This window comes from Thiothrix sp. UBA5583, from assembly GCA_002425225.1.
GTDB lineage: Bacteria > Pseudomonadota > Gammaproteobacteria > Thiotrichales > Thiotrichaceae > Thiothrix > Thiothrix moscowensis.
The window spans coordinates 1-23,399 of the sequence record DILV01000031.1 but is presented as its reverse complement, the minus strand read 5'-3'; the positions used below and the strand labels follow the sequence as shown (position 1 = coordinate 23,399).

Sequence of the window (23,399 nt, the reverse complement as noted above, 5' to 3'; positions counted from 1 at the left end):
TATGTTCCCATTCGGGCAGGCATTGCGCAACAGTAATTGATGCTGCTGTACTGTTGTTATCCGGGTGTAGCTAGTACAGGCATGAGTAATTCCGCCATCCACGGCAACACTACGGCGGCAACGAATGCAGAAATCGCCATCGCCAACCCGGCAAACGCGCCCATTTCCGCACTGACCTGAAACGCCCGTGCCGTGCCGATGCCGTGTGCTGCCACTCCCATTGCCACTCCGCGCACACTGTCATCGTGGATGCGCAACAGGTCAAACAGTTTGGTTCCCAGTACTGCACCAATGATACCGGTGGTAACAACCAGTACGGCAGTCAGGGAGGGCAAACCACCGATGCGTTCCGCAATCCCCATGGCTACGGGTGTTGTCACGGACTTGGGGGCAAGCGACATGAGGGTCTGCGGGGCGGCTCCCAATGCCCAGGCAATCAGCACGGCACTGACACCACCGATACTAACACCGCATACCAGCGCAGTGAGGATTGGCAACCACAGTTTTTGCAACTTGCCAATCTGGCGGTACAGCGGCAGCGCCAGTGCTACGGTAGCAGGCCCCAGCAGGAAATGCACAAATTGCGCCCCGTCGAAATAGTCTTTGTACGGCATCCCTGTCAGCAGCAATAGGGCGATCAACAGGGCAACGGCAGTAATGACAGGGTTTAGCAAGGGGTTTTGCCGGGCGTACACATACAGGCGGTAAGCGAGCAGGTAGGCCAGCAGGGTCACGGTCAAACCAAACAGCGGTGAGGCGGCAAGATAGACCCAGATTTGGGTGAAACTGGTTTCATTCGGCATGAGTGTTACCCCGGTGTAGCAGACGTTTGATAGCCAGCATGATCAGGGCAGTTGCTGCCAGGGTAATCAGGGTGCTGAGCACCAGTGCAATGCTGATGGGGAGCCATTCATCACCAATAAGATCAAGGTGCACCACTACACCGACACCAGCAGGCACAAACAGCAGTGACAAATGACTAAGCAATGCGGTAGTGGCACTATCCAGCGTTTTTTCCAGCGAACCGCGCAGCAGCAGGGTCAGGAACAGCAGGATCATACCAATCACCGGGCCAGGCACGGGCAGTTGCAACAGGCGGCTGGTGATTTCACCCACCAGTTGGTAAGCCAGCAGAATGGTGATACCGTTGAGGAAATCAGGTTTCATAAACCAATGCCAAAGATCTTGTTGGGGGTAGGACTGTTGTTTTGCGCTATTTTGGAGGTCTTTAGAAGATAATATGGAGGCTGAGCCCGGAATCGAACCGAGGTACACGGATTTGCAATCCGGTGCATGACCACTCTGCCACCCAGCCACCGGGTTGTGGATGATACCACATTTAAAGGCAAGAAAGATTGGAGCGGGAAACGAGGCTCGAACTCGCGACCCCAACCTTGGCAAGGTTGTGCTCTACCACTGAGCTATTCCCGCTTTTAGTCTGGATAAAAGCACCGATGCATTGGATACTTTCTAAAAAATTGGAGCGGGAAACGAGGCTCGAACTCGCGACCCCAACCTTGGCAAGGTTGTGCTCTACCACTGAGCTATTCCCGCTGAACAGGCTGCGAATAATAAAGACAGAGGCTGATGCTGTCAACCACTCGTACAGCTTTTTTTCACCTGCCTGTTATGAGTGGTTGAACAAGGCCGACAAGCCAGCTTCATCAAGAATTTCCACCCCCAACGCCTGTGCTTTGTCGAGTTTGGAACCCGCATTTTCACCTGCAATCAGAGCCGTGGTCTTTTTGGAAACACTGCCTGATACCTTCGCCCCCAACGCTTCCAAATCCGCCTTGATGTCATCGCGGGAACGGCTGAGCGTGCCGGTAATGACGTAAGTTTTACCCGCTAGCGGCAGCGCCTCCGCTGGTTTGGCTTCATAGTTTACCCATTGCACGCCCAAATCACGCAGGTGCTGAATAGTATCGCGGTTATGGGCTTCTGCGAAAAACTGGACAACGTTTGCTGCTACCACTGGGCCAATATCAGGCACTAGTTTCAATGTTTCTTCATTGGCTGCCTGAATCATTTCCAGTGAACCAAAATGACGAGCCAGGGCTTTAGCCGTACCTTCACCAGCATTGCGGATGCCTAATGCGTAAATAAAGCGTTCCAGAGTAGTGGATTTACTGCTTGCGAGAGCGGCGATGAGATTTTCGGCAGATTTTTTACCCATGCGTTCCAGCGCGGCAACCGCTGCGACATCCAGACTGTAAAGATCGTCAACGTGGCGGATCAAACCTGCATCAAATAACTGTTCCACCATTTTGTCGCCAAGCCCGTCGATGTTCATGGCTTTGCGGGAAGCGAAGTGTTTGATGGCTTCTTTGACTTGTGCGGGGCAATACAAACCACCGGTACAACGCGCAACGGCTTCACCGGCAGGGCGTTGCACCTCTGAGGCGCACACTGGACAATGTGTGGGCATCACAATCGGTACGGCTGTGTCAGGGCGGCGCTCAAGGATGACGCTGGCGACTTCGGGAATCACGTCTCCTGCCCTGCGCACAATCACATAATCGCCAATACGCACGTCTTTGCGCTCGATTTCATCCATATTGTGCAACGTGGCATTGCTGACGGTCACGCCGCCGACGAATACCGGTTTGAGACGCGCTACAGGGGTAAGTGCGCCGGTGCGCCCAACCTGAAAATCCACGCCTTCGAGTTCAGTAATTTCTTCTTGCGCAGGGAATTTATGTGCCACTGCCCAACGCGGCGCACGGCTGATGAAACCGAGTTCCTGCTGGGTGGCTATGCTATTGACTTTATACACCACACCGTCGATGTCATAAGGCAAGCTGTTACGCCGGATGCCAATCTCACGGAAGTAGTCCAAACAGCCTTGCGCCCCCTGCACCACGCGAATGTCAGGGCAAACCCGCAGCCCCCACTCACGGAATTGTTGCAGAATGGCGTAATGCGTATCCGGCACTGTCCCGCCTTCCACCAAACCGACCGCGTAGCAAAAAATATCCAGCGGGCGTTGTGCAGTTAGACGTGGGTCAAGCTGGCGCAAACTGCCTGCCGCCGCATTACGCGGGTTGACGAAGGTCTTTTCACCCAAGGCACGCATTTTGGCATTGAAAGCTTCAAACCCAGCTTTGGGCATGTAGATTTCGCCGCGCACCTCCAATACTGACGGGTAGCCTTCGCCTAACAAGCGCAGCGGAACAGAGGCAATGGTACGCACATTGAGGGTGACATCTTCGCCGGTTTCACCATCGCCACGAGTGGCAGCACGAGTGAATACGCCATTTTCATACAACAGGCTGATTGCCAAGCCATCGAGCTTGGGTTCGGCGACGAATTCGGTTTCTGCATCCGCTTTCAGGCGGTCGTGGATGCGCTTGTCGAATGCCCATAATTCTTCATCGCTGAACACATTGCCTAACGACAACATGGGAATGGTGTGTTTGACTTCGCCGAACTCAGTCAACGGTGCTGCACCGACACGTTGGGAGGGGGAATCGGGGGTAATCAGTTCTGGGTGCGCAGTCTCAAGGCTTTGTAACTCGCGGAACAGCCGGTCGTATTCCACGTCAGGGATTGCCGGGTCGTCCAGCACGTAGTAGCGGTAGTTGTGGTAACGCAGTTGTTGGCGCAGGGTTTCGATTTGTTGTTCTATCGCTTGCATATTTTTCTCTTATTTTTCAAACACCGCGATGGACTCGACGTGTGAGGTATGCGGGAACATGTCCATCACCCCCGATCCCACCAGCCGGTAGCCGTGGGTATGCACCAGTTCGCCCGCATCCCGCGCCAGTGTCGCCGGGTCGCAGGAAACGTATACAATCCGCCCAGCCTTGAGTTTGCCAATATGGGCAATGATTTCTTTCGCCCCGGCACGCGGCGGGTCGAGCAGGATTTTGTGGTAGGTATGCTTTTTCAGCCACGGTTCGCGGTTCAGGTCTTCGCCCATCAGATTGCAGACGTAGTAGTCGGTGTTGTGGATGCCGTTGGCGTGCGCGGCTGCGCGGGCGCGTTCCACCATCGCCATGTCGCCTTCCACCCCAATGACTTGCGCGGCCTGACGTGCCAGTGGCAAGGTGAAATTGCCTAGGCCGCAGAACAAATCCAGCACGGTGTCGGTGGGTTCAGGAGCAAGCAATTCCAGCGCACGCGCGACCATCTTGCGGTTGAGCGGCTGGTTGACCTGGAAGAAATCCAGCGGCGCAAAGTTTACCCGTGTGTTGAATTGCGGGTGTTCGTAATACAACTCAGGGTTTTCTGGGTAAAGGCAATGGACGGTTTCCGGCCCTTTGGGTTGCAGGTAAAGCTGGTAGCCAAATTCACGGGCGAAATTGAGCAGCTTGCCGGTGTCGCCTTCGGACAGCGGTTCCATGTGGCGCACCACCAGCGCGGTGGCATTGTCACCCACTGCCACTTCGATTTGCGGGATGGATTCACGCGCATCCATGCTACCCACCAGTGCCTGAAAATCAGTGAGGTGTTCGCCGATGCTGGGATGCAGGATTTCGCAGCGGTTGAGTTCGGCAAGAAAACCGCCGTCTTTTTCACGGAAACCGACCAGTACTTTCTCTTTCTTGCGTACCCAACGTGCACCCAAACGGGCTTTGCGGCGGTAAGCCCAACCCTCAGCGGTGAGTGGCTCGAATACGGTTTCTGGCTCGACCTTGCCAATACGTCTTAGCTGGTCGAGCATGGCTTGCTGCTTGTGGCTGATTTGCGCATCGAGGGCAATATGTTGCCAACTACATGCGCCACAAACGCCGAAATGCTGGCACTTGGGTTCAACCCGTTCCAGTGAAGGAGTGAGGACAGTTTCAACCTTGCCTTCGTCGTGTTTGGCTTTGTGCGAGGTGTAGCGGAACGTGACCTGTTCGCCCGGCAATGCGCCGTCGATGAAGACGATCTTGCCGTCTACATGGGCGACACCTTGGCCTTCGAGGGTGAGGGATTCGATGGTCGCTTCCATCAAAGGGCTGTTTTTGACACCACGGGGTTTGTGTTTACGGCTCATGCACCCGCCTCCCATGCGGATTCAAACGCTTGTAAATGTTCCTTGCCGGAGGCTTTCAGGTGTTTGCGTACCAGGGCGCACTCGATGTCGTATTTTTCGTGGGTGATGTGTCCACGCATAAGTTGGAAGCGCAGGTAGACCAGCCAGGTGTTGAGCACGTCGGTTTCACAGTAGTTGCGGATGTCGGCGATGCGGCCTTGTTGGTAGGCATCCCACACTTTCGAGCCATCCATGCCCATCTTGCCGGGGAAGCCGTACAGGGTGGCGAGTTCATCCAGTGGTGCATTGGCACGCCCGCCGTACAGGGCTAGCAAATCCATCAGATCAGTGTGGCGGGTGTGGTAACGGCTGATGTAGTTGTTCCACTTGAAGCTCTGGTCATCTTCGCCCATGTCCCAATAGCGTGGGGCGGAGATTTTGTGCAGCATGGCTCGGTAATGGATCACCGGCAGGTCAAAGCCGCTGCCGTTCCACGACACAATGGTAGGGGTGTAGCGGTCAATGCCGTCGAAGAAACGTTGCAGGATTTCCTTCTCGTCGGCAGCTTCATCACCCAGTGTCCACACCTTGAATTCGTCGCCGCGCCCCCGGAAGGTGACGGAAATGGCGGCGATACGGTGCAGGTGATGAGCAAGGAATTCCGAGCCGGTTTTCTGGAAACGCAGGTGGTACATGGCTTTGGCGATACCGTCTGCGTCAAGGTCGCCAAGGTGATAGAGTTTGCGCCCGCCTTCAATGTCGGGGATGGTTTCGATGTCAAAGACTAGGGTGTTCATGGTTTCACCATATTACTTTTACAGGGTATTGCTGGATCAGCGGGTCGGGGGTCAGCAAGGCCAGCCCCTCCTGAATCGCCTGACAGACCAGCATACGGTCAAACGGGTCGCGGTGGACATCCGGCAAGTTCGCCAGATGCTGGATAGCATCTTCGTGCAGGCTCAACGATTCAATCTGGTGCGCTTGCCGTTGGCGGGGTATGTAATAACGCGGATGCTCCGGCAAGGGCAGTTTGCCGAGTTGGTACTTGACGGTGATTTCCCACAACGATACGGCACTCAGAAACACTTCGGTTTGCGGTGATCGGAACAGGTTGCGGGCTGACTCACTCAAACTGTCGTCATCGGCAATCAGCCACAGAAACGTGCAGGTATCCAGCAACAGGCGCATCATCAATGCCCTTCAAAGGCATTCAACACGTCGTCGGGCAACGGCTCGAAAAAACTGGCGGGTACGCTGAACTCTCCCTTTGCCAAACCGATAGGACGCAGAGCAGTCAAGCGTTGTGGCAAGGCACGAATTTCTGCCACTGGCACATTGCGTTTGCACAGCAATACCCGTTCACCGGCAAGAATTTGTTGCAGGTATTGCGACAAATGTGTTTTGGCTTCGTGGATGTTCAGGTACAACATGGTTTATTACCGAACTAGATTAAAGACCATCAATATACACTGATGGTCGCCGAAATGCCATGCGTCACACCCCGCCCCGGATCATCTCCAGCATATCCCCCGCCGAGAGCTTACCGCTGACATCGCTGCCTTCCAGCAAACTGTCTGCCAAGTCACGCTTGAGCTGGTGCAGCTTGACAATTTTTTCCTCGATGGTGTTTTCCGCCACCAACCGGTAGACCGTGACCGGACGCTGCTGACCGATGCGGTGGGCACGGTCGGATGCCTGATCTTCCACCGCCGGGTTCCACCACGGATCCATGTGGATGACGTAATCCGCCGCTGTAAGGTTAAGGCCGAAGCCACCTGCCTTGAGGCTGATCAGGAAAATATCGCCTTCACCACGCTGGAAAGCATCCACCCGCTGCTTGCGCTGCTCCATCGGCGTGGAACCGTCCAGATACTGGTAAGCAATCCCCTGCCCGTCCAGCCATGCGCGGATCAAGTCCAAGTGTTTGACGAACTGACTGAACACCAACGTCTTGTGCTGGTTTTCGCGCAATTCCAGCACCAGATCGCCGAATGCCTGCAATTTGCTGGAAGGCAGCGCACTGCCCGGCATCGCCAGTTGCGGGTGACAGGCAGCAAGGCGCAGCCGGGTAATTTCTGCCCGCACTTCCAGGTGCTTACCCTCCTCGTCGCCGGGCTGGGCGAAACGCTCCAGCGCCTGCTGGCGCAGGGCTTCGTACAAGGCCATTTCGGCGTCGCTAAGACTGACGGTCAGGGTGATTTCAGTGCGTGGCGGCAATTCCTGCAACACCTGATTTTTGGTACGCCGCAGCATGAACGGCTGCACCAGCTTTTTCAGCGCATGACGGGCGTGTTCGTCGTTGTCACGTTCAATCGGGGTCTGGAAGCGTTCGCCAAACTTTTGCTGCGAGAACAGCAGGCCGGGGTTGAGGAAGCGGAACAAACTCCACAGTTCGCCCAGATGGTTTTCAATCGGCGTGCCAGTCGTGACCAGCCGGAAATCGCCCTGCAACTGGTACACAGCCTGGGTGCGTTTGGTGTTGGTGTTCTTGATCGCTTGTGCTTCGTCCAGCACGATGGTTGGCCATTGGCGTTGCTGGAAGGCTTCCACATCCTGCTGCAACAACCCGTAGCTGGCAATCAGCAGGTCACGCGGCTGCAAACCGTCCAGCAAGGTTTGGCGGTCTTTGCCGCGATAAAACACCGGGCGCAAGGAAGGGGCAAAACGTTGGCATTCGCTGTACCAGTTGTTGCACACCGACACTGGGGCAACCACCAGCGCCGCGCCCTGATCGGCACGCGCCAGCAACAAACCCAGCGTCTGCACGGTCTTGCCCAGACCCATGTCGTCCGCCAGACAGCCGCCCACGCCCCAGTCGGCAAGGCGCATCATCCAGCGAAAACCCTCTTCCTGATAATCGCGCAATTCGGCCTGCAAGCTGGCGGGGACTATTGGCTGGCTTTGGCGGACTTGTTTCAGCTTGCTGACTTGCGCCTTCCAGTGCTTGTCAGCCTCCAGTTCACCGGCTTCATCGATGAACTCTTCCAGCGCCATGCCCGCCAGCGTGCCGACTTTCAGGCCATTCTTGCCGGAGGTTTCGGCATATGCCCGCAAGGCTTCCAGCCGTTTTTGGAACTGACGGGTCAGGATGAGGAATTGCCCGTTGCCCAGCGGCACGAAGCGCCCGGTGGCGGTCTGGCTGAGTTCTAGCAATTGGCGCAGGGTCAGGACGAGGTTTTCATCCACATGCAGCTTGCCGTCGAGGTCGAACCAGTCGCCAGATTGCTTGACCTTGAGGGAGAGGTTGTTACTGCCGACCTGTTGAGTGATACGCAGCTTTTCGCCTTCCGGCCATGCCAGCACTACGCGGTCGCCGAGGTTGTGCAGTTGTTGCAAGGCTTCGAGGCATTGTTCGGGTTCTTCCAGTAGTAGGTCGTCGCAGGGGTCTTCCCAGTTTGCTAGAGCCGGGCAATCCTGGATCAGCGTGTTGGCCTGTTTGCGCTCCTGTTTTAGGTTGCGGCTGGCCTTGAGCAGCTTACGGTCGATTTCTGCCATGACATTGCTGCGCCCGTTGCCCGGCGGGAAGATCGGCCCGCCTGCGCCGAGGGGTTGTACGCGCATCAGCAGGCGCAGACCGTCATTCCACGGCAGCAGGTGCAGGTGCAAATGCGGGTCGGCCTCCACCGTTTCCGCATTATCCATCCCGGCAATGTCGGACTGGATGGTAATCAGCGGTGCTAGTGCCGCCAGTGTTTGGCGCACACTGGCTTCGGCTTCGGGGGGGACAAGCAAGCCATCCTTGCCGAGGATGCCATGCAGTTGCAATACTGCCGATGTCAGCTTGTAGAGCTTGAGTTGCAGGGTGGTTTCTTCCACCACGAAATACTGGTCAGGCTTGAACTCATGATGCAAGGGCAGTTCCGGGAACAGCTTGATACGCAGCTTGCCCCGTTCCTTGAGGATTTGCAGCTCTTCGCGCCCTTGCTGGATGTCGAGCGGGGTGTTCAGGGCTGTTTCCCAGTAAACACGCGGATGCCCGATCAGGTGCTGCCAAACGTCCTGAATGTGCAGTTCGTAGCTTTTTTCATAGTAACCGTAGCTGTAGAGCTTGATGGATTGGCAGATGCGGCGGTCTTCGTCGGTGAGAGATGTGAAACTTTCCGGCTCCAGTGCGAGGCGTTTCAGGGCGATATTGCGGCCTTCCGACCAGCCTTTTTTGCTGTGCTTTTGCAGGCGCGGGGTGATGCCGTATTCAACCGTGCCAGAGCCGTATTTGAAGCGGGTTAGCGACCAGATGACCCGTTCTGCACCTTCTTTGGGGGTGTTGGTTTTGGCAGGTGTAGTGCTGCTACCCAAGCGTTGCAATGCCAGCAAGGTGCGTTCCCAGGCAGGTTGCGGCTGGTAAAAGCTGATCAGGGGTTGTGTACCTGCCTTGTTGTGGGCTGTTTGGGCAAGCCCACTGTAGAGGGACTTGCGTTTGTCCTTGTCGGGCAAGACTTGCGCCAGTGCTGCCGCGTATTCGTTGGCTAACCAGCTATAGCCGATTTCATCCATTTGCCGGTAGTAGGTAGCGGCGGCATCCAACCAAGCAGTGGGGATGGTTTGCTCCAGCCAATGGCGCACCATCAGGGCAATCAGGAAAGCGAGGGGCGATTGTTGCCAGCCCGCCACGTCATCATCGAGTGCCTCTACCTTGCCGGTCAGGCGTGAATTGGCAAAATAAGCGAGTGCCTGGTAAATGACATTATGGGCGCCAAACTCTTTAAAGTAAGCCGGAATTTCCTTGAACGACTTGGCAGAACCATCCAGCAATAACGCCAGCACATACAGGGCTTCCAGCGGTGTACCGTATAGCGCCTTGCGGCTGCCTTGGCGTTTGCGCAGCAGCTTTAATCCTGCCTGATAAAGGTTGATGGCTTCATCGCGTTTGCCTTGGGAAAGCGCCCGTGCCGATGCGAACAGATGCCAGTATTCCAGCCGCGTGCCACTGGTGGCGGCAGGTTCAGCAGCAAGAACATCATCCCATAAGCCGCGCTGGAACAATTGCCAGTAGTATGAGCCACCAAAGCTTGTCCACAAGGCCGCCGTATCCGTCGTGGTGGTCAGCAGATTATGGCAGCGTTGCCACAAGGCAGTGGCATTTTGCCCCTCATGATCTGCCACACGAATATAGACAGGAGCGATCAGTTGCAAAAACAGGGAGTCACTGAAAAACGGCATCCACGCCGGATCGGGTGGCTTGCCCCACAAGGTAAACCACGGGTGCGGCTGAAATTTGGGGCTGTTGGCAAATTGCTGGCTGGCCTGTTGCAAGACCCAACTGGCTTTTTGGGCGTCGCCCAGCAGCACGTTCAGGCGCAGATCCCGCAGGGCATCCTCCACAAACGGCCAGATTTTGTAACCCCAGCCTTGGCGGGGGGCTTCTGGGCTGAGGTTGGCAAGCACTACTTTTGCCAACTCAGGGAAACGCCCTGCTTGCAAGCTGCGGCGAGTCAACTCATCACGGACACCTTCGGCGCAGGCGTAATAGCTGTTGCGGACTGACACCAGCCAACCGGCAGTAATGAGCCTGTCCAGTTCGGGGCGCAGCAGTTTCACATCCTGATTCACAGGCGCGAGCTTCGACAACGGTGTCGCCGCCATTGGCGCGTAAATGATGGACATGAACTCCAGCAAATTCTGGGTGCTTTCGGGTAAAGCGAGGAATTTTTTTTCGTCAAACATCATCGTCATGGTTAAATCTGGCCAACTGTTGCTGCACGTAGGCCATCGGAATCCGTTCCTGTTCCAGCCGCTGGTGGGTTTGCTGCAATTGCTGGTAAACGGCAGCCTCTGGCGGCTGCAAATGCTGGAGTATATCAGCACAGCGGGCGTTTTCCGGCTCTTCGGTGCATAAATGCGCGTATTGCTGCAAGGTGGGCGCATCCATCAGCAAGGATTGGGTATGCGGAAAATGGCGGCGCATCCGCGACAGGATCGAGAAGCCGTGGGTGTCGAGGTCGCCCCAGTAAATGACCTGCCGGGTGTGCAGCCACGGGATTGCCGCCAGCGTATCCACCCCATAACCCAGGCCAAAAATCACGATGGCTTGCGCAGTAGCAGGAAAGCTCAAACCATTGGTTTTATTTTCGGTGACAAACACGCACTGGCAGGGGATTGCCCATTGTGCCAATTGTGACACTGGCAGGCTAATATCGGTCATGCCCGCAACCGGGCTGAGGGCGGCATCCAGCAAGCGCAGGCGCAGCAGTGGTTCGTCGTATTTCAGACCATAACGGCGCTCAAAACCGTATTGGCGCAAGCCGCTACTGTCGGGGTCAATCGCAGTTTCCGGCAACACCGCATCCAGCAATTCGCTTAAGATGGCTTTGTGTTGCCCGATGAATTTGCTGTCCACGCTGGGAATGTCGAGTTCGCGCAAGTAACGCTCTGGGCACGGCTGGTGCAGGAAATAGCGGCATACCGCCAGTAAGGCAGACCACACCGTTGCATGTTCCATCAGTTTGGTGGGGTATTTCAGCAACCACGGGCGCAGCAGCGGAAATTCGGCAGCGGTTTCCAGCCCCGTTTGGTACAGGGCGGGGAATACCTGCTTTTTCTGGATAAAACGCAGCAAATCATCGCGGGTGTCGAAGCTGAGCGTGTCGGGCAGCAGTTGCGTGCCAAGTTGGCGGTGCTGCACTTCGCGGTAGCCGATGCGGTAGCCGTAGCCTTTCACTTCGCGGCTGGCTTGTTTGAGGGCGGTGATCCATTCGCGCACCTGGGCAAACTGTTCCACCTGCATCGCCGCATTGGGCTTGCGGAAGGGGATTTCCCACGGGAACAGTTCGCCTGCTTCCCATGCGTCTTGCAAGATGCGCCCGCTGTCCCACAGCTTTTGGGCTTTGGCGCGGATGTCGGCGGGGGTGATCATGTCGAGCCTTGTACCGCTTGCTTCTCCCGCCGGTACTCCTCAATGCTCAAATTCCGTACCAACGACTTTTGCCCCGCTTCGTTATGCACGAAATGCACCGAGTTGATGTAATCCTCAATCACATGGATTTTTTGCAAGGGCGTGACGATCAGCAGTTGCAGATTGAGCTTGCGGAACAGTTCCAGCCCGTAGCGGGTGGATTCGTCCGAGCCGCGCCCAAAGGCTTCGTCGATCACCACGAAGCGGAACGAGCGCGAACGCACTTGCCCCCATTCCAGCCCGAACTGGTAGGCCAGCGCGGAAGCCAGCACCGTATACGCCAGCTTTTCCTTCTGCCCGCCCGATTTCCCGGCGGAATCGCTGTAAAACTCGCGTTCGGTGTCATCCTCGCGCCAGCGTTCACTGGCCGAAAACACATACCAGTTGCGCACATCGCTGACTTTGCGCATCCACTTGCGGTCAAGCTCGCTGAAGCCTTCGCGCCCGTTGAGGCGGTCAATGATGTGCTTGACTTGCAAGAAACGGGTTTCGGTGTACATCGCGTCATCGTCGAGGCTGTGGCTCAGGCACTGGCGCAAGTCGGCGCGGAAGTCGCGGATTTCAGCGTCTTGCGTCTGGGTTGCCAGTAACAGGATGTACGTCCCCGCGTTGTATTCGATGCCCTGCAAGGAACGGTTGATCGCATCGAGCTTGTCGTCGATGGCGCGGCGTTCCTTTTCCAACTGGTTTTGCAGCATCACAATGCCCTGGATGGTCTGCTCATTCAGCATCGCCTTGAATTTCTGTTCGTGGCGCGGCAAGTCTTCGCTTTGCAGCACCGCCAACATGCGCTGGAATTCACCTGCGGATTCGAGGCTGGCATCCACTTCGCTGGTGTCGGCGGGGTAATCGCGCTTGTAATCCTGCATTTGCTGGACAATTTTCTGCGACAAGCGGCGGTTTTTGCCTTCATCGTTGTCGAGTTGCGCCTGCATCGCACTGCGGATGTCGCTTTGCTGCCGCGCCAGACTGCGCAGGTTGAACACCGTGTCGCCCAGCACCTGTTGCCGCCACTGTTCCAGCGAGTGCTGATGTTGCGCCAAGGCGGATGCTGGCAACAAGGCGGCCTGTTCGGTAGCGCGTGCCTGTTCATCTTCTGCGTTGGTGATTTTATTGTTCAGCGTGCCTTGTTCCAGCAACACCTCGCTGTGCTTGCGGTCGGCCTCTTCGCGTTGCTGGCGGCTGGTTTGCAATTGCGTTTGCAGGCTTTGCAGAATGTCGGAACTGTTTTCGATACGCCGTTGTTCTTCACGCAGTTGCTGGATGGCGCGTGCTGGGGTGTGCCAGTCAATTTCGCTGAAATCGCGCACCTTTTGCACATCACGCAGTGCATTTTGCTGCTGGCGCAACTGTTTCTGGCGACGGTCGACATTTGCCAGTGCATCCGCCGTTTGCTGGATTTGCAGGATCAGGGCAGCGGCTTGCGCTTCCAGCGCTTGCAATTTGTCGCGGTTGCTCCAGCCCAACACGTAGCGGGAACGGTCGTGCAAGTTATGGCGGTCGTCTTTTTCGTGGCGTTGCCCTCCGCCTTTGACCTGCCCATTCTGGCTCAGGGCTTGGTGATGGCGGCGGAAATCGGCCATGTCGGTGGCGCAATGGTAATCAAAGCGTTCGTGCAGCGCGTGTTCCAGCCACGGGTAAAATTCGCTGTCGGCCTTGATGCGCAGCTTGCGTACCAGCGATTGCGGGTCAAGTTCGCTGCGGCGCGACATGCTGGGGGTTTGTACACGGTAATACACCAGCCGCCCGTGCAAATGGGTCTGTTCAACGTAGTGGCTGACGCGCTCGTAATGGCGTTCCGGCACTAACAGGCTCAGGCCGAAATTGTGCAGCACGCGCTCGGCAGCCCCTTCCCACAGCCGTTCGGCTTCGTCCACTTGCAGCAATTCGCCTGCAAACGGCAAGTCTGCTTCGGGCAGGTTCAGCACCTCCAGCATGGTTTGGCGCATGGCGAGGTTTTGGCGCGGAATATTGCTCTTGCGTTGGCGCAGCGAGTCAATGTCAGCTTGCAGTTGCTGCTGCTGGTCGTTTTGCTGGCGGAAGCGGATGGCGTGGTCATCACGTTCGGCTTGCAGTTGTTGTTCCTGTTGCTGGATGTCGGCTTCCAGCACCTCAATACGCTGGCGGTTGTGGTAGAAGTTGTCTTCGCTCACTTCAGCCATCAATCCGAGTTGGGTGATATTGGCCTGCCACTGATCAGACTGGCGTTGGCAGCGGGTGCGGTCTTTTTCCAGTGCCACCATTTCCTTGTCGAGTTCACGCAAGCGTCGTCCGCCTTGGTCTTCGATGCTGCGGTGCAAATCGTCCTCTTGGGTGCGCAAGACCTGGATGCTGATTTCAAGCTGGGTGCGCCGATGGCTGAGGCGTTCGGCATCGTGGTGCAAGCCTTGCAGGCGTTCGGTGAGCAAGCCCACTTCCTGCACGGCAAACCAGCAACCCAAGGCTTCGCGGGCGGCACGCAGAGTGTGGATGCTGCTGCTGAGTTGGGTGTAATCGGCAAGGTTTGCGTCCAGCGGTTGCAACAGGCTGATTTGCCGCCGCGCTTTCAACACCGCTTCGTGCAGGCGGTTGAGGTTGTCGAAATCGCGGCACAGGCTGTGGATTTGTTGTTCTACACCTGTGTCTTCGAGCATGTGGGTACGCACGAAATCGGTCAAATTGCCCACCGATTTCATCGACACGGTTTGGTAAAACAGGTCGAGTGCCTGTTCGGACTGGATGCCGAAATAACGCCGGAAACGGGCGGCGTATTCCTTGAAGGTGTCGATGACCGTCACGCCGGACAGTTTCGCCAAGCGTTTGCGCAATTGGCTGATGTCATTGCCGAAGTTGGCAAAGTGTTCGCGGATAGTGAGCAAGTTCTCGGCGGTGACGTAAAAGCGTTCCGGCTGGCGGCTGCCTTCCTTAAGCCAGAACACTTGTGCCAACGTCATGCCTTGGGCAAAGCCGGGGTTGTAGAACCAGCCGAGCAATACGCTGTAGTGCTTTTCATCGCGCAGGGCAACGGCTTTTGCGCCCTGCCCCAATTCGTTTTTTTCGCTTTTGTATTCGCCGCGCACGTAAGAGCCGAGGGAACGTTCCTTGCCTTCCGCGCCCGCCGCCTTGTTGTAGGTGATGCGCTGGGTAGGGACGAGCAAGGTGGTTATTGCGTCCACCAGGGTCGATTTGCCGGAACCAATATCGCCGGTCAGCAGTGCGTTGTGGCCTTGCGGGGCGATTTTCCAGACGTGCTGGTCGAAGGTTCCCCAGTTGTAGACTTCGAGGTGGTGCAGGCGGAAGCCGGTGTGGGTGTCATCGCTGGCGAAATCGAGAGAAAGAGGTTGCGGGTCATTCATGATTTTAGTCTCGACATTCGCCACAGAGGGTGATGATGGCAATTTTTACTTGATCACGCAGATTGTTGAAGCTGGGCATGTCGATGCGGGTAACATCTAACGTTTCCACCAGATCGCACAAATCCTGGCGGTTGTAGTCTGGATTATCCCAACACTCACCCAATCTGGCTTTGGGTGCACGTTCTGGGGAACGGTCATTGCCAGAAAGTTCAGCTTCAAGCTGGGCGCAATGTTGGTAAGGGTTAGCCTTTACGCCGCAAATGAACCATGCCTCTGATGTTGGTTTAGGAACGACTGCCAAGCCTTGCTGTTCAAATTCCGCCGCCCGAAAGCCTGCCTTAATGGCATCCCGTAAGGTTTGCCAGTCGTGCTTGTCCGTATCGTGAAAGTAGGCTGCCATCTGCTGATCGTGCTGTTTCGCGTACTCTGCCAACGCAACGGCATGGCGAAAATACACCTCAAATCCTTTCACAACCTGTTTACCCACAAAGACTTGCCGTTTGTTCGCCTTACTTTGTTCCTTGAGCCATGCGCGGTAAATGAACGTCAGATGTGCCGCTGGTTCGGCTGTGAGGTTGTCACTGTTCCAGTCTGGCAAATGTTGGCGAATCAATTTGAACAACAGGAGGGCAACAGCACCGGGCGCGAAATCCTGCCCCGTGCAAATCCATTGCTGGTTGGCGCACACGCCCATGTCTGTTTCGCCTTCTCCGGCAACAACGAGCTTATGCAGCATGGTGACGTTCCGCTTCCTGAGCAACTTGATCCAAATACACATCCAGCATGGCCGAACCGGGAGGCAGGCTTTCCAGTTTATGGGCTGCGGATGGTACATCAAAGAAACGGGTGGCATGGGTAGCACCGTCGGCACGTTTGTAAATCAGCATGACGGATTCTTTGGCAACTTCGTCCGTCATGTAGTTCAGCAACATCGGGCTATGGGTGGTGACGATAATTTGCTTGGGGGACGCAACCAAGGCATCCACAACTTTTTCAATCGCTTCGGGGTTAATGCCGTTTTCGATTTCATCGAATAGCAGGGTTTCCAAAGGGCTGTATTGCTGCGCAAGTATTGCCAGTAAACGTAACATGCCATCATTGATATGCTTGGCTTCCACCCTAATTTCTTGTACCCCATAGCGGATGCTTGGGTATTCCTCTATCACTTCAAGTTGTATCCAACCTGAACGCAGGGCAGTGGTTTTAATATCTATGACTTGGGGATAGTAAGTGCGTAGCTGCCTGACTAATTCGTTGTGTTGATCACTTTTTAGTTGATGGATGAATGCTGACAGTTGCTCCCCTCCCATGCCAATGTCACCCTTATCACTTTTGCGGGACTTCTGGCGTAACAAATGAGGCGACAACAAATCTAGGGAACGCAATGCAATAAGACGTTTTTTGAATTCTTGAATTTCATCACTCAATAAATCTGGTTTTATTTGCGATAACAATGAACCTGTATATTGAAATAAAATAGGATTTTGATGCGGCATTGATTGGTACAATCTGTAAGAACCATCATCAACGCCAAACAGTGCTGAATTATCATTCATACACCCTAAGCGTTCCCACGTACATTGTTGTTTCGCACGGTTAAAGATGGCGTGCCACCGATAATGTTTAGACACGATTTCCATTTCAATAATAATTTTAATGGTATTGCGGTTAGTTAGATTGGAATTTAGGCTTTTGATGTTCCAATTCCGTTTCTCTAACCACTTTTCCACCTCACCTGACATGATGGCACTGGCGAAATCCAAGGCTTGTAGCACGGTACTTTTACCCGCACCGTTTAGCCCAATCAAGCAGGTGAATTTGGACAGTTCCAGATCAAAGTTCACCAGTGATTTGAAATTGTCGATATAGAAACGGGTGATCATGTGGTTACTCCCATAACGGCGGTGTCATTCATCCGTGGCACTCGAGTATTGCTGATAGGTCTTGAGTTTGCTGTCCAGTTCGCCCAGCCATTGCGCATCGACGAAGGCTTTAAGGATACGGCGGATTTCGAGCATGTCGTCCTGCTGTTTGAGGGTGCGCAAAAAGCCGTATTCGATCACCTTGTTGATGGCAATGCCAATCTGTTCAATGGTTTTGGCCTCGTTGCTGTGGGTGGGCATGAACACGCGCATCATTTCCACGATTTGGCTACGTTCCAGCACCACGCGGCTGTCACCGCCCGTGGCATCCTGTTCGGCAAGGCGTTTGCGCAACAGGGCGAGCAACAGGCTGACCGGGTAAGTGAGGGTGCGTTTGGCGACCAGACGCGGGGTGTCGGGGCTGTCTTCATCCTCGGTTTCAGGCTCTTGCTGGCGCAGGAAAGCGTAGCCTTCAGCTTCGTCAAGGTAGAGGGTCAAGCCAAGGATGCGGATGTAATCGCGCACGGCAGCTTGCGATTCCAGCAGGGTTTGCCACAGGCGCGGGTGCTGGTCGGCGTAGACCACACCTTTGAATAGCTGGATCAGGACAGGGGCAAGGTTGGGGGCTTGGGGTTCAGTCATGGTGTCACTCTAACGGGTAAACAGGATGCGCGGCAAGCGCACCGTGCGCCCCGCCTCACCCAACGGCAGCACCGCCTCGACCGACTCATCCACCACCGCTTTGGCATCCTTGCTGGCAAGGTTCAGGTAGGCGACCAGTTCCGCCAAACCTTGTTGCAGCGGGTAGTGTTGCAGCACTTCCATCAGGCTGACCTGCGAATGTGCGTGCAACAAACGGCGGATATTGCCGCGCAAGCGGGCTTCATCCACCCAATGCTGGTTGTACAGTGCCTGTACATCGACGGCTTCCGCAGCTTCTTCCAGCTTCACTGTTGCCAGCACCACTTTGGTTTTTGGCTCGAACAGGCTGCGCTCCATTACCAGCTCAATGTCTAACCGTGGCTGATCCAGCGTGGCAAACTGGCGAAAAATAGCCGTCTCCGGTGGGTTATTGCGCATGGCTACCGCTGACTTTTCAATACCCCGGATCAGTTGCAGGATGCGCTTGTCCTCCAGCCACGCCTGATCCGCCAGGTATTTGCGTAATTGCTCAGCGAGTTGCGCATTGGTGCGGAACACTTTTTCGCCCGCTTCCAGCAGGAAATAGCCAATGCGCGGCAAAAACTGGCGGTCATCCACTTCACGCAAGGCTGTCTGCTGCAAGGCGGCGGTGGTCATGTTTTCCAGTGCCTGCTGGCGTTGCGGCGACATCAGGAATTCCCAGAAGGCATTGAAACTGCGCCCCTGTTCGGAATCGCGGATGTAATCCTGCTGCTCGAAAATCTCGTCCAGCAACTCGCCCTTGCGCTTGTCACTGGTGACAATCAGTTCACGCACGGCCTGATCAAGGCTGCGGAAGTTGTATTCGACCTGACGGAAATCTGCCAGCAATTTACGCGCCGTGTCTTCGGCCTCAAACCAGCGTTCCTTGATGCGGGTCGGGTCTGCCGCCTCCACCAACCCGGAACGGATGCGGGCAATCTGGCGTTCCAATTCCGCCTGTTGCTTTTCCAGTTCGGCAATTTTGCGGGCGGGGTCTTGCTCGGCTTCCTGGACGATTTCCTGCAACAGGCGGTAGAGCGTCATCAGACGCGATTCGGTACCGACAAACTGGCGCGGTTGCAAGCCTTGCAGCCATTCCACCGCCTTTTCCGCCCCCGGTGTCAAATCCAGTTGCGGGATGTCGCGGCCTTGCACGTAATATTTGCGCAGGTAGGGGCTGGTGCCATTCGCCCAGTCGTCCAGATATTGCCGTGCGGTTTTGGGGAATGCCCCCTCCCCCTCGCTGTCACGCAAATGGAACAGGTAGTCGTCCAGTTGGGTACTCACCTGATCAAACGGCAACGAACGCTCGTTAGGCTTGATGAAAGTAGCGTACAGGAAACTGACGATCAGCGGGGCATGGCTGGCAGTCAGCAAGCGCCAAGTGGTGTCATGCTTGCGCAGGTAGTCAAGGGTTGAGTAATCCATCGGTGCTTATGCGGGAAATACACCAGTGGAAATGTAACGGTCGCCCCGGTCGCAAATAATGGCAACGATGGTGGCATTCTCGACCTCTTTGGACAGCCGCAACGCCGCCGCCACCGCGCCACCCGACGACACCCCGCAGAAAATGCCTTCCTCGGATGCCAAGCGCCGCATGGTGTCTTCCGCCTCCGACTGGCTCATGTCGATTTCGCGGTCAACTTCGTCACGGTGGAAAATTTCAGGCAAATATTCCTGTGTCCAACGGCGGATGCCGGGAATCTGGTCAGTTTGTGTTGCCGGTTGCACCCCGACAATCTGGATGTCGGGATTCTTGGACTTGAGAAAACGCCCCGTGCCCATGATCGTTCCCGTCGTGCCCATGCTGCTGACGAAGTGCGTCACCGTGCCGTGGGTATCGCGCCAGATTTCCGGGCCGGTGGAATGGAAATGCGCCAGCGGATTGTCTTCGTTGGCAAACTGGTTCAGCACCTTGCCCTTGCCTTCGCGTTCCATTTGCAGGGCAAGGTCACGCGCCCCTTCCATACTGGCTTGCTTGCTGACAATGATCAGTTCCGCACCGTAGGCTTTCATGGAAGCGCGGCGTTCCGCGCTCATGGTTTCCGGCATGATCAGCACCATTTTGTAGCCCTTGATCGCAGCAGCCATCGCCAAGGCAATGCCGGTGTTGCCACTGGTGGCTTCGATCAGGGTGTCACCAGGCTGGATGTCACCGCGCTCTTCGGCACGCTGGATCATTGACAGTGCTGGGCGGTCTTTCACCGAACCTGCCGGGTTGTTGCCTTCGAGTTTGACAAGGAGGGTGTTGGTGGTATCGCCGGGCAAACGTTGCAGGCGTACCAGCGGGGTATTGCCGATGAAGGCTTCAATGGTGGGGTAATGCATGGCCGTCACTCTGTTATTGTGTGAAGGCAACCAGCTTACCCGCCCCCGTTTGGCAGCACAATCCTTCCGGCGGATTTGGCTTGACCTTCCGGCATAATGTTGTAACGTCTAGGCTGCCAATCATAACAACAACAGGACGTTAGTGTGACCCCAGCAACCGACATCTGCCCGCCTGACAGGCAGTCTGGCCACGAACAAGACCCTGTACGCTGGGCAGGCAAAATTCCGGTTTCTGCCGCCATGCACGCACAAAGCGAGCTTGACCTCAACAACCGCTCCCTCAGTGGGGCATTTGTCTATATGCTGGCCTGGATAGTGGTAATGCTGGGGACAGACATTGCCCGGATTCAGCCAACACTGGTTTATGGCATGGGGCTGTTCCTGTTCACGCTTAGCTTGTTGAGGATCACGGGCATCAAATACTTTCCCGTCATCTATAAAAAAAGCCCGACTGTCTGGCGCGCGGTGTTCCTGTTTGGCTTGCTGTCAGCCGCACTTTCCTGGTCGCTGTTCAGCTCCTGGGGATTAAAACATCTGGGCCTGACAGCGCAGGGCATCATCATGCTGCTGCCCATCCTGATGTTCAGCGTTGGTGCTTCCTCCAGCAATGCACCCAGCCGCAACCTGATCATTGTTTACACCAGCATCCTGCTCATACCGTACATCATTGTGCTGCTGCAAATGGATTCCCCCTCGGCCTATAGCATGGTGGTGGCACTGTGCATCTTCGGCATTTTCACCCTGTTGTTTGGCAGCAGCATCCACCACGATTACTACCAGTTGCTGTACAAGAATGACTTGCTGGAACAACAGGCTGCCAAGCTGGTTGCCGCCAAGGAAGCCGCTGAAATTGCCAACCAGGCCAAAAGCCGCTTTCTGGCCAATATGAGCCATGAACTGCGCACACCAATGAACGGCATTCTGGGGGCAAGCGAGCTGCTGGTTCCACTGGTTACGACCGATGCGCAACAGCAGTACGTCACCCTGATCAACCGCAGCGGCAAGGCATTACTGACCTTGCTCAACGACCTGCTGGATTTTTCCAAGATTGAAGCAGGCAAGATGGAACTGGAATCTGCCCCCTACCCCCTCCGCGACATGGTGGCGCATTTGCATCACCTGCTCGACATCCGCGCCAAAGAGAAAGGGCTGGTGTTCAGCACCACCCTTGACGATGCCATCGCCCCCTACCTGCTGGGCGATGAAATCCGCATCCAGCAAATCCTGCTCAACCTGCTTGGCAATGCCATCAAATTTACCGACGCGGGCAACATCACCCTCAGCATCCGGCTGGCTGACGGCGGGCAGCGGTTGCGTCTCGAGGTCAGGGATACCGGCATTGGCATCCCTGCCGACAAGCAACAGCTACTGTTCAACAGTTTCCAGCAAATGGAATCTTCCACCGCCCGCAAATACGGCGGAACCGGGCTGGGGCTAGCGATTTCCCGGCAACTGGTCAGCCTGATGCACGGCGAAATTGGTGTCAACAGCGCAGCAGGCAAGGGTTCCTGTTTCTGGTTCGAGCTTCCCTATCAAACGGCAAATGCACCGCCTGTACTGCAAACCCAACCACCCCCGGCAACACCAAACAGCCCCTTGCAACCGTCTTGCCGGATCTTGCTGGCAGAAGACAATGCCATCAACCAGCTTATCGCCCAGGCCATGCTGGAAACACTGGGGCTAACGCAAGTCGATACGGTGGAAAACGGCCAGCAGGCCATCCAGCACCTGATCAATCACGACTACGACCTAGTGCTGATGGATGTGCAAATGCCGGAATGCGATGGTCTGGAAGCCAGCCGCCATATCCGTGGCACGACCGTCTACAACGGCATGGCAAACGTGCGCAACCCCACCATCCCCATCATTGCCCTGACCGCCAACACCCTGCATTCGGACATTGAAGCCTGCCTGCAAGCGGGCATGAACAGTCACCTCGGCAAACCGCTGGACTCCCGGCTACTGGCTACCGAACTGGGCAAATGGTGTACGTAACAGGGCGGATCACCTGCCCTGCTGCACCACAATCCCCTGTTTCGCCGCCCATTGCCCCAAATCCTGCTTCATCAGCGCATTCGCCATCAGTTCCGGGAACTGGTCAGGGGTACAGGCAAAGGTCGGCACGCCCAACGTGGCAAATTTCGCTGCCATGTCATGGTCGTAGAACGGCGCACCTTCATCACTCAGCGCCAGCAGCGAAATCACCTGCACACCGGATGCCACCAGTTGCGCGGTGCGTTTGAGCATTTCATTGGCATTGCCACCTTCGTACAAGTCACTGATGAGGATGAACACGGTGTCGTCCGGGCGTGAAATCAGGCTTTGGCAGTAAGCGATGGCACGGTTGATGTCGGTTCCGCCCCCCAGTTGCAGGCCGAACAGCAAATCCACCGGGTCGTCGTGCAACTCTTCGGTCAGATCGACAATCGAGGTATCGAACACCACCATCTTGGTGCTCAGTGCCGGAATCGACGCCATCACCGCCGCGAAAATGCTTGAATACACCACCGACGGAGCCATTGAGCCACTCTGGTCAATGCACAGCACCACCTCTTTCAGCGCGGAACGCTTGCGCCCGTAACCGATCAGTTTGTCCGGCACGATGGTGTTATATTCCGGCAGGTAATTTTTGATGTTGGCGCGGATAGTGCGGTTCCAGTCGATTTCCTGCAAACGCGGGCGGTTATTACGCACGGCGCGGTTGAGTGCGCCTTTCACAGCCTGTTGCATCGGCTGTTGCAGGCGGCGCAGCAGGTCTTCCACCACCTTGTTGACCACTTGCCGGGCGGTATCCTTGGTTTTAGTGGGGATCACGTTTTTCAGGGAAATCAGGGTGGCGACCAGATGTATATCAGCTTCCACTGCTTGCAGCACTTCCGGCTCCAGCAGCAACTGGCGCAAACCCAGCCGTTCGATCGCGTCCTGCTGGATCACCCGCACTACCGAAGACGGGAAATACTGGCGGATGTCGCCCAGCCAGCGGGTGACATTGGGAGCGGAACCACCCAGACTGCCACGCCGCCCGCCACCGTTGGCGCCATCACCGTAAACGGCGGTCAGGCAGTTGTCGATGCCTTGTTCCATGCCGCTCAGGGTGCAGCCGATGCCGTCAGCTTCGCCACCACCGAGGATCAAGCGCCAGCGTTTTTGTCGTTGTTCGTTTTGTGTCATGTTTTGTCCTTTGTTTTACCCCTCACCCCAACCCCGCACCCAACCCCCTGCGGGGTCGTCCCTCAAGGGGAGAGGGGCTAAAAAACATCTTTCTTACTCCCCCTCGCCCCTTGAGGGGGCAGGGGGTGAGGGGTAATTCGGAGGGTGATGCTGTCTAATTTTAAGCGGCATTGCAGGTAGCGAAG

At 56.0% G+C, this 23,399-nt stretch carries 17 protein-coding genes and 3 tRNA genes; 1 reads left to right on the top strand and 19 read right to left on the bottom strand.

Annotated elements, in window-relative coordinates:
- Positions 1 to 56: 56 nt before the first annotated feature.
- The 18 genes from B2U47_RS12815 to cysM form a co-directional block, all read right to left on the bottom strand.
- The gene (locus tag B2U47_RS12815) at positions 57 to 803 is read right to left on the bottom strand and encodes an LrgB family protein (protein ID WP_296674220.1); all 747 of its coding nucleotides are present in this window, start codon (positions 801 to 803) and stop codon (positions 57 to 59) included.
- On the bottom strand, positions 793 to 1,167 hold the full coding sequence (locus B2U47_RS12810; protein WP_296674218.1) for a CidA/LrgA family protein: 375 nt from the start codon (positions 1,165 to 1,167) through the stop codon (positions 793 to 795). Before B2U47_RS12810 ends, B2U47_RS12815 begins: the two co-directional genes overlap by 11 nt.
- Before the next feature lie 74 nt (positions 1,168 to 1,241).
- Positions 1,242 to 1,315: transfer RNA gene (locus B2U47_RS12805), tRNA-Cys, on the bottom strand.
- 41 nt (positions 1,316 to 1,356) lie between these two features.
- Positions 1,357 to 1,431 (bottom strand) — tRNA-Gly (locus B2U47_RS12800).
- Positions 1,432 to 1,479: 48 nt separating this feature from the next.
- Positions 1,480 to 1,554: transfer RNA gene (locus B2U47_RS12795), tRNA-Gly, on the bottom strand.
- 73 nt (positions 1,555 to 1,627) lie between these two features.
- Positions 1,628 to 3,637: an NAD-dependent DNA ligase LigA gene (ligA, locus tag B2U47_RS12790; RefSeq protein ID WP_296674216.1), complete on the bottom strand. Its 2,010-nt coding sequence runs from the start codon at positions 3,635 to 3,637 to the stop codon at positions 1,628 to 1,630.
- Positions 3,638 to 3,646: 9 nt separating this feature from the next.
- Entirely contained in the window at positions 3,647 to 4,984 is a 1,338-nt protein-coding gene (gene rlmD, locus B2U47_RS12785; RefSeq protein WP_296674214.1) for a 23S rRNA (uracil(1939)-C(5))-methyltransferase RlmD, read from the bottom strand.
- Positions 4,981 to 5,760 (bottom strand): 3'-5' exonuclease, encoded by a 780-nt coding sequence (locus B2U47_RS12780; RefSeq protein ID WP_296674213.1) that lies wholly within the window; start codon positions 5,758 to 5,760, stop codon positions 4,981 to 4,983. The genes rlmD and B2U47_RS12780 overlap by 4 nt, the downstream gene beginning before the upstream one ends.
- Positions 5,761 to 5,764: 4 nt before the next feature.
- The gene (locus B2U47_RS12775; RefSeq protein ID WP_296678162.1) at positions 5,765 to 6,154 is read right to left on the bottom strand and encodes a type II toxin-antitoxin system VapC family toxin; all 390 of its coding nucleotides are present in this window, start codon (positions 6,152 to 6,154) and stop codon (positions 5,765 to 5,767) included.
- Positions 6,154 to 6,393 (bottom strand): type II toxin-antitoxin system Phd/YefM family antitoxin, encoded by a 240-nt coding sequence (locus tag B2U47_RS12770; RefSeq protein ID WP_296678166.1) that lies wholly within the window; start codon positions 6,391 to 6,393, stop codon positions 6,154 to 6,156. The genes B2U47_RS12775 and B2U47_RS12770 overlap by 1 nt, the downstream gene beginning before the upstream one ends.
- Positions 6,394 to 6,457: 64 nt before the next feature.
- On the bottom strand, positions 6,458 to 10,636 hold the full coding sequence (locus B2U47_RS12765; RefSeq protein WP_296678168.1) for a DEAD/DEAH box helicase: 4,179 nt from the start codon (positions 10,634 to 10,636) through the stop codon (positions 6,458 to 6,460).
- Positions 10,620 to 11,816 carry a Wadjet anti-phage system protein JetD domain-containing protein gene (locus tag B2U47_RS12760; protein WP_296678170.1) on the bottom strand — a complete coding sequence of 399 codons (1,197 nt, stop codon included), beginning with the start codon at positions 11,814 to 11,816 and terminating at the stop codon, positions 10,620 to 10,622. The genes B2U47_RS12765 and B2U47_RS12760 overlap by 17 nt, the downstream gene beginning before the upstream one ends.
- A complete protein-coding gene (locus B2U47_RS12755) occupies positions 11,813 to 15,190 on the bottom strand; it encodes an ATP-binding protein (protein ID WP_296678173.1) in 3,378 nt (1,125 codons plus the stop codon). The genes B2U47_RS12760 and B2U47_RS12755 overlap by 4 nt, the downstream gene beginning before the upstream one ends.
- 4 nt (positions 15,191 to 15,194) lie before the next feature.
- Positions 15,195 to 15,926 (bottom strand): hypothetical protein, encoded by a 732-nt coding sequence (locus tag B2U47_RS12750; RefSeq protein ID WP_296678178.1) that lies wholly within the window; start codon positions 15,924 to 15,926, stop codon positions 15,195 to 15,197.
- On the bottom strand, positions 15,916 to 17,073 hold the full coding sequence (locus tag B2U47_RS12745) for an AAA family ATPase (protein WP_296678181.1): 1,158 nt from the start codon (positions 17,071 to 17,073) through the stop codon (positions 15,916 to 15,918). Before B2U47_RS12745 ends, B2U47_RS12750 begins: the two co-directional genes overlap by 11 nt.
- Before the next feature lie 24 nt (positions 17,074 to 17,097).
- Complete coding sequence (locus B2U47_RS12740; protein ID WP_296678184.1) at positions 17,098 to 17,694, bottom strand: DUF4194 domain-containing protein; 597 nt, start codon at positions 17,692 to 17,694, stop codon at positions 17,098 to 17,100.
- A 9-nt stretch (positions 17,695 to 17,703) separates the two neighbouring features.
- On the bottom strand, positions 17,704 to 19,143 hold the full coding sequence (locus B2U47_RS12735; protein ID WP_296678190.1) for a DUF3375 domain-containing protein: 1,440 nt from the start codon (positions 19,141 to 19,143) through the stop codon (positions 17,704 to 17,706).
- A 6-nt stretch (positions 19,144 to 19,149) separates the two neighbouring features.
- A complete protein-coding gene (gene cysM / locus B2U47_RS12730; protein WP_296678192.1) occupies positions 19,150 to 20,043 on the bottom strand; it encodes a cysteine synthase CysM in 894 nt (297 codons plus the stop codon).
- A 144-nt stretch (positions 20,044 to 20,187) separates the two neighbouring features.
- On the opposite strand from cysM, the gene B2U47_RS12725 reads away from it, so the two are divergent.
- Entirely contained in the window at positions 20,188 to 22,038 is a 1,851-nt protein-coding gene (locus B2U47_RS12725) for an ATP-binding protein (RefSeq protein WP_296678195.1), read from the top strand.
- A gap of 9 nt (positions 22,039 to 22,047) precedes the next feature.
- On the opposite strand, the gene B2U47_RS12720 is transcribed toward B2U47_RS12725, so the two are convergent.
- Positions 22,048 to 23,214, bottom strand: coding sequence for a VWA domain-containing protein (locus tag B2U47_RS12720; RefSeq protein WP_296678198.1), 1,167 nt, complete (start codon positions 23,212 to 23,214; stop codon positions 22,048 to 22,050).
- Between the last annotated feature and the right edge of the window lie 185 nt (positions 23,215 to 23,399).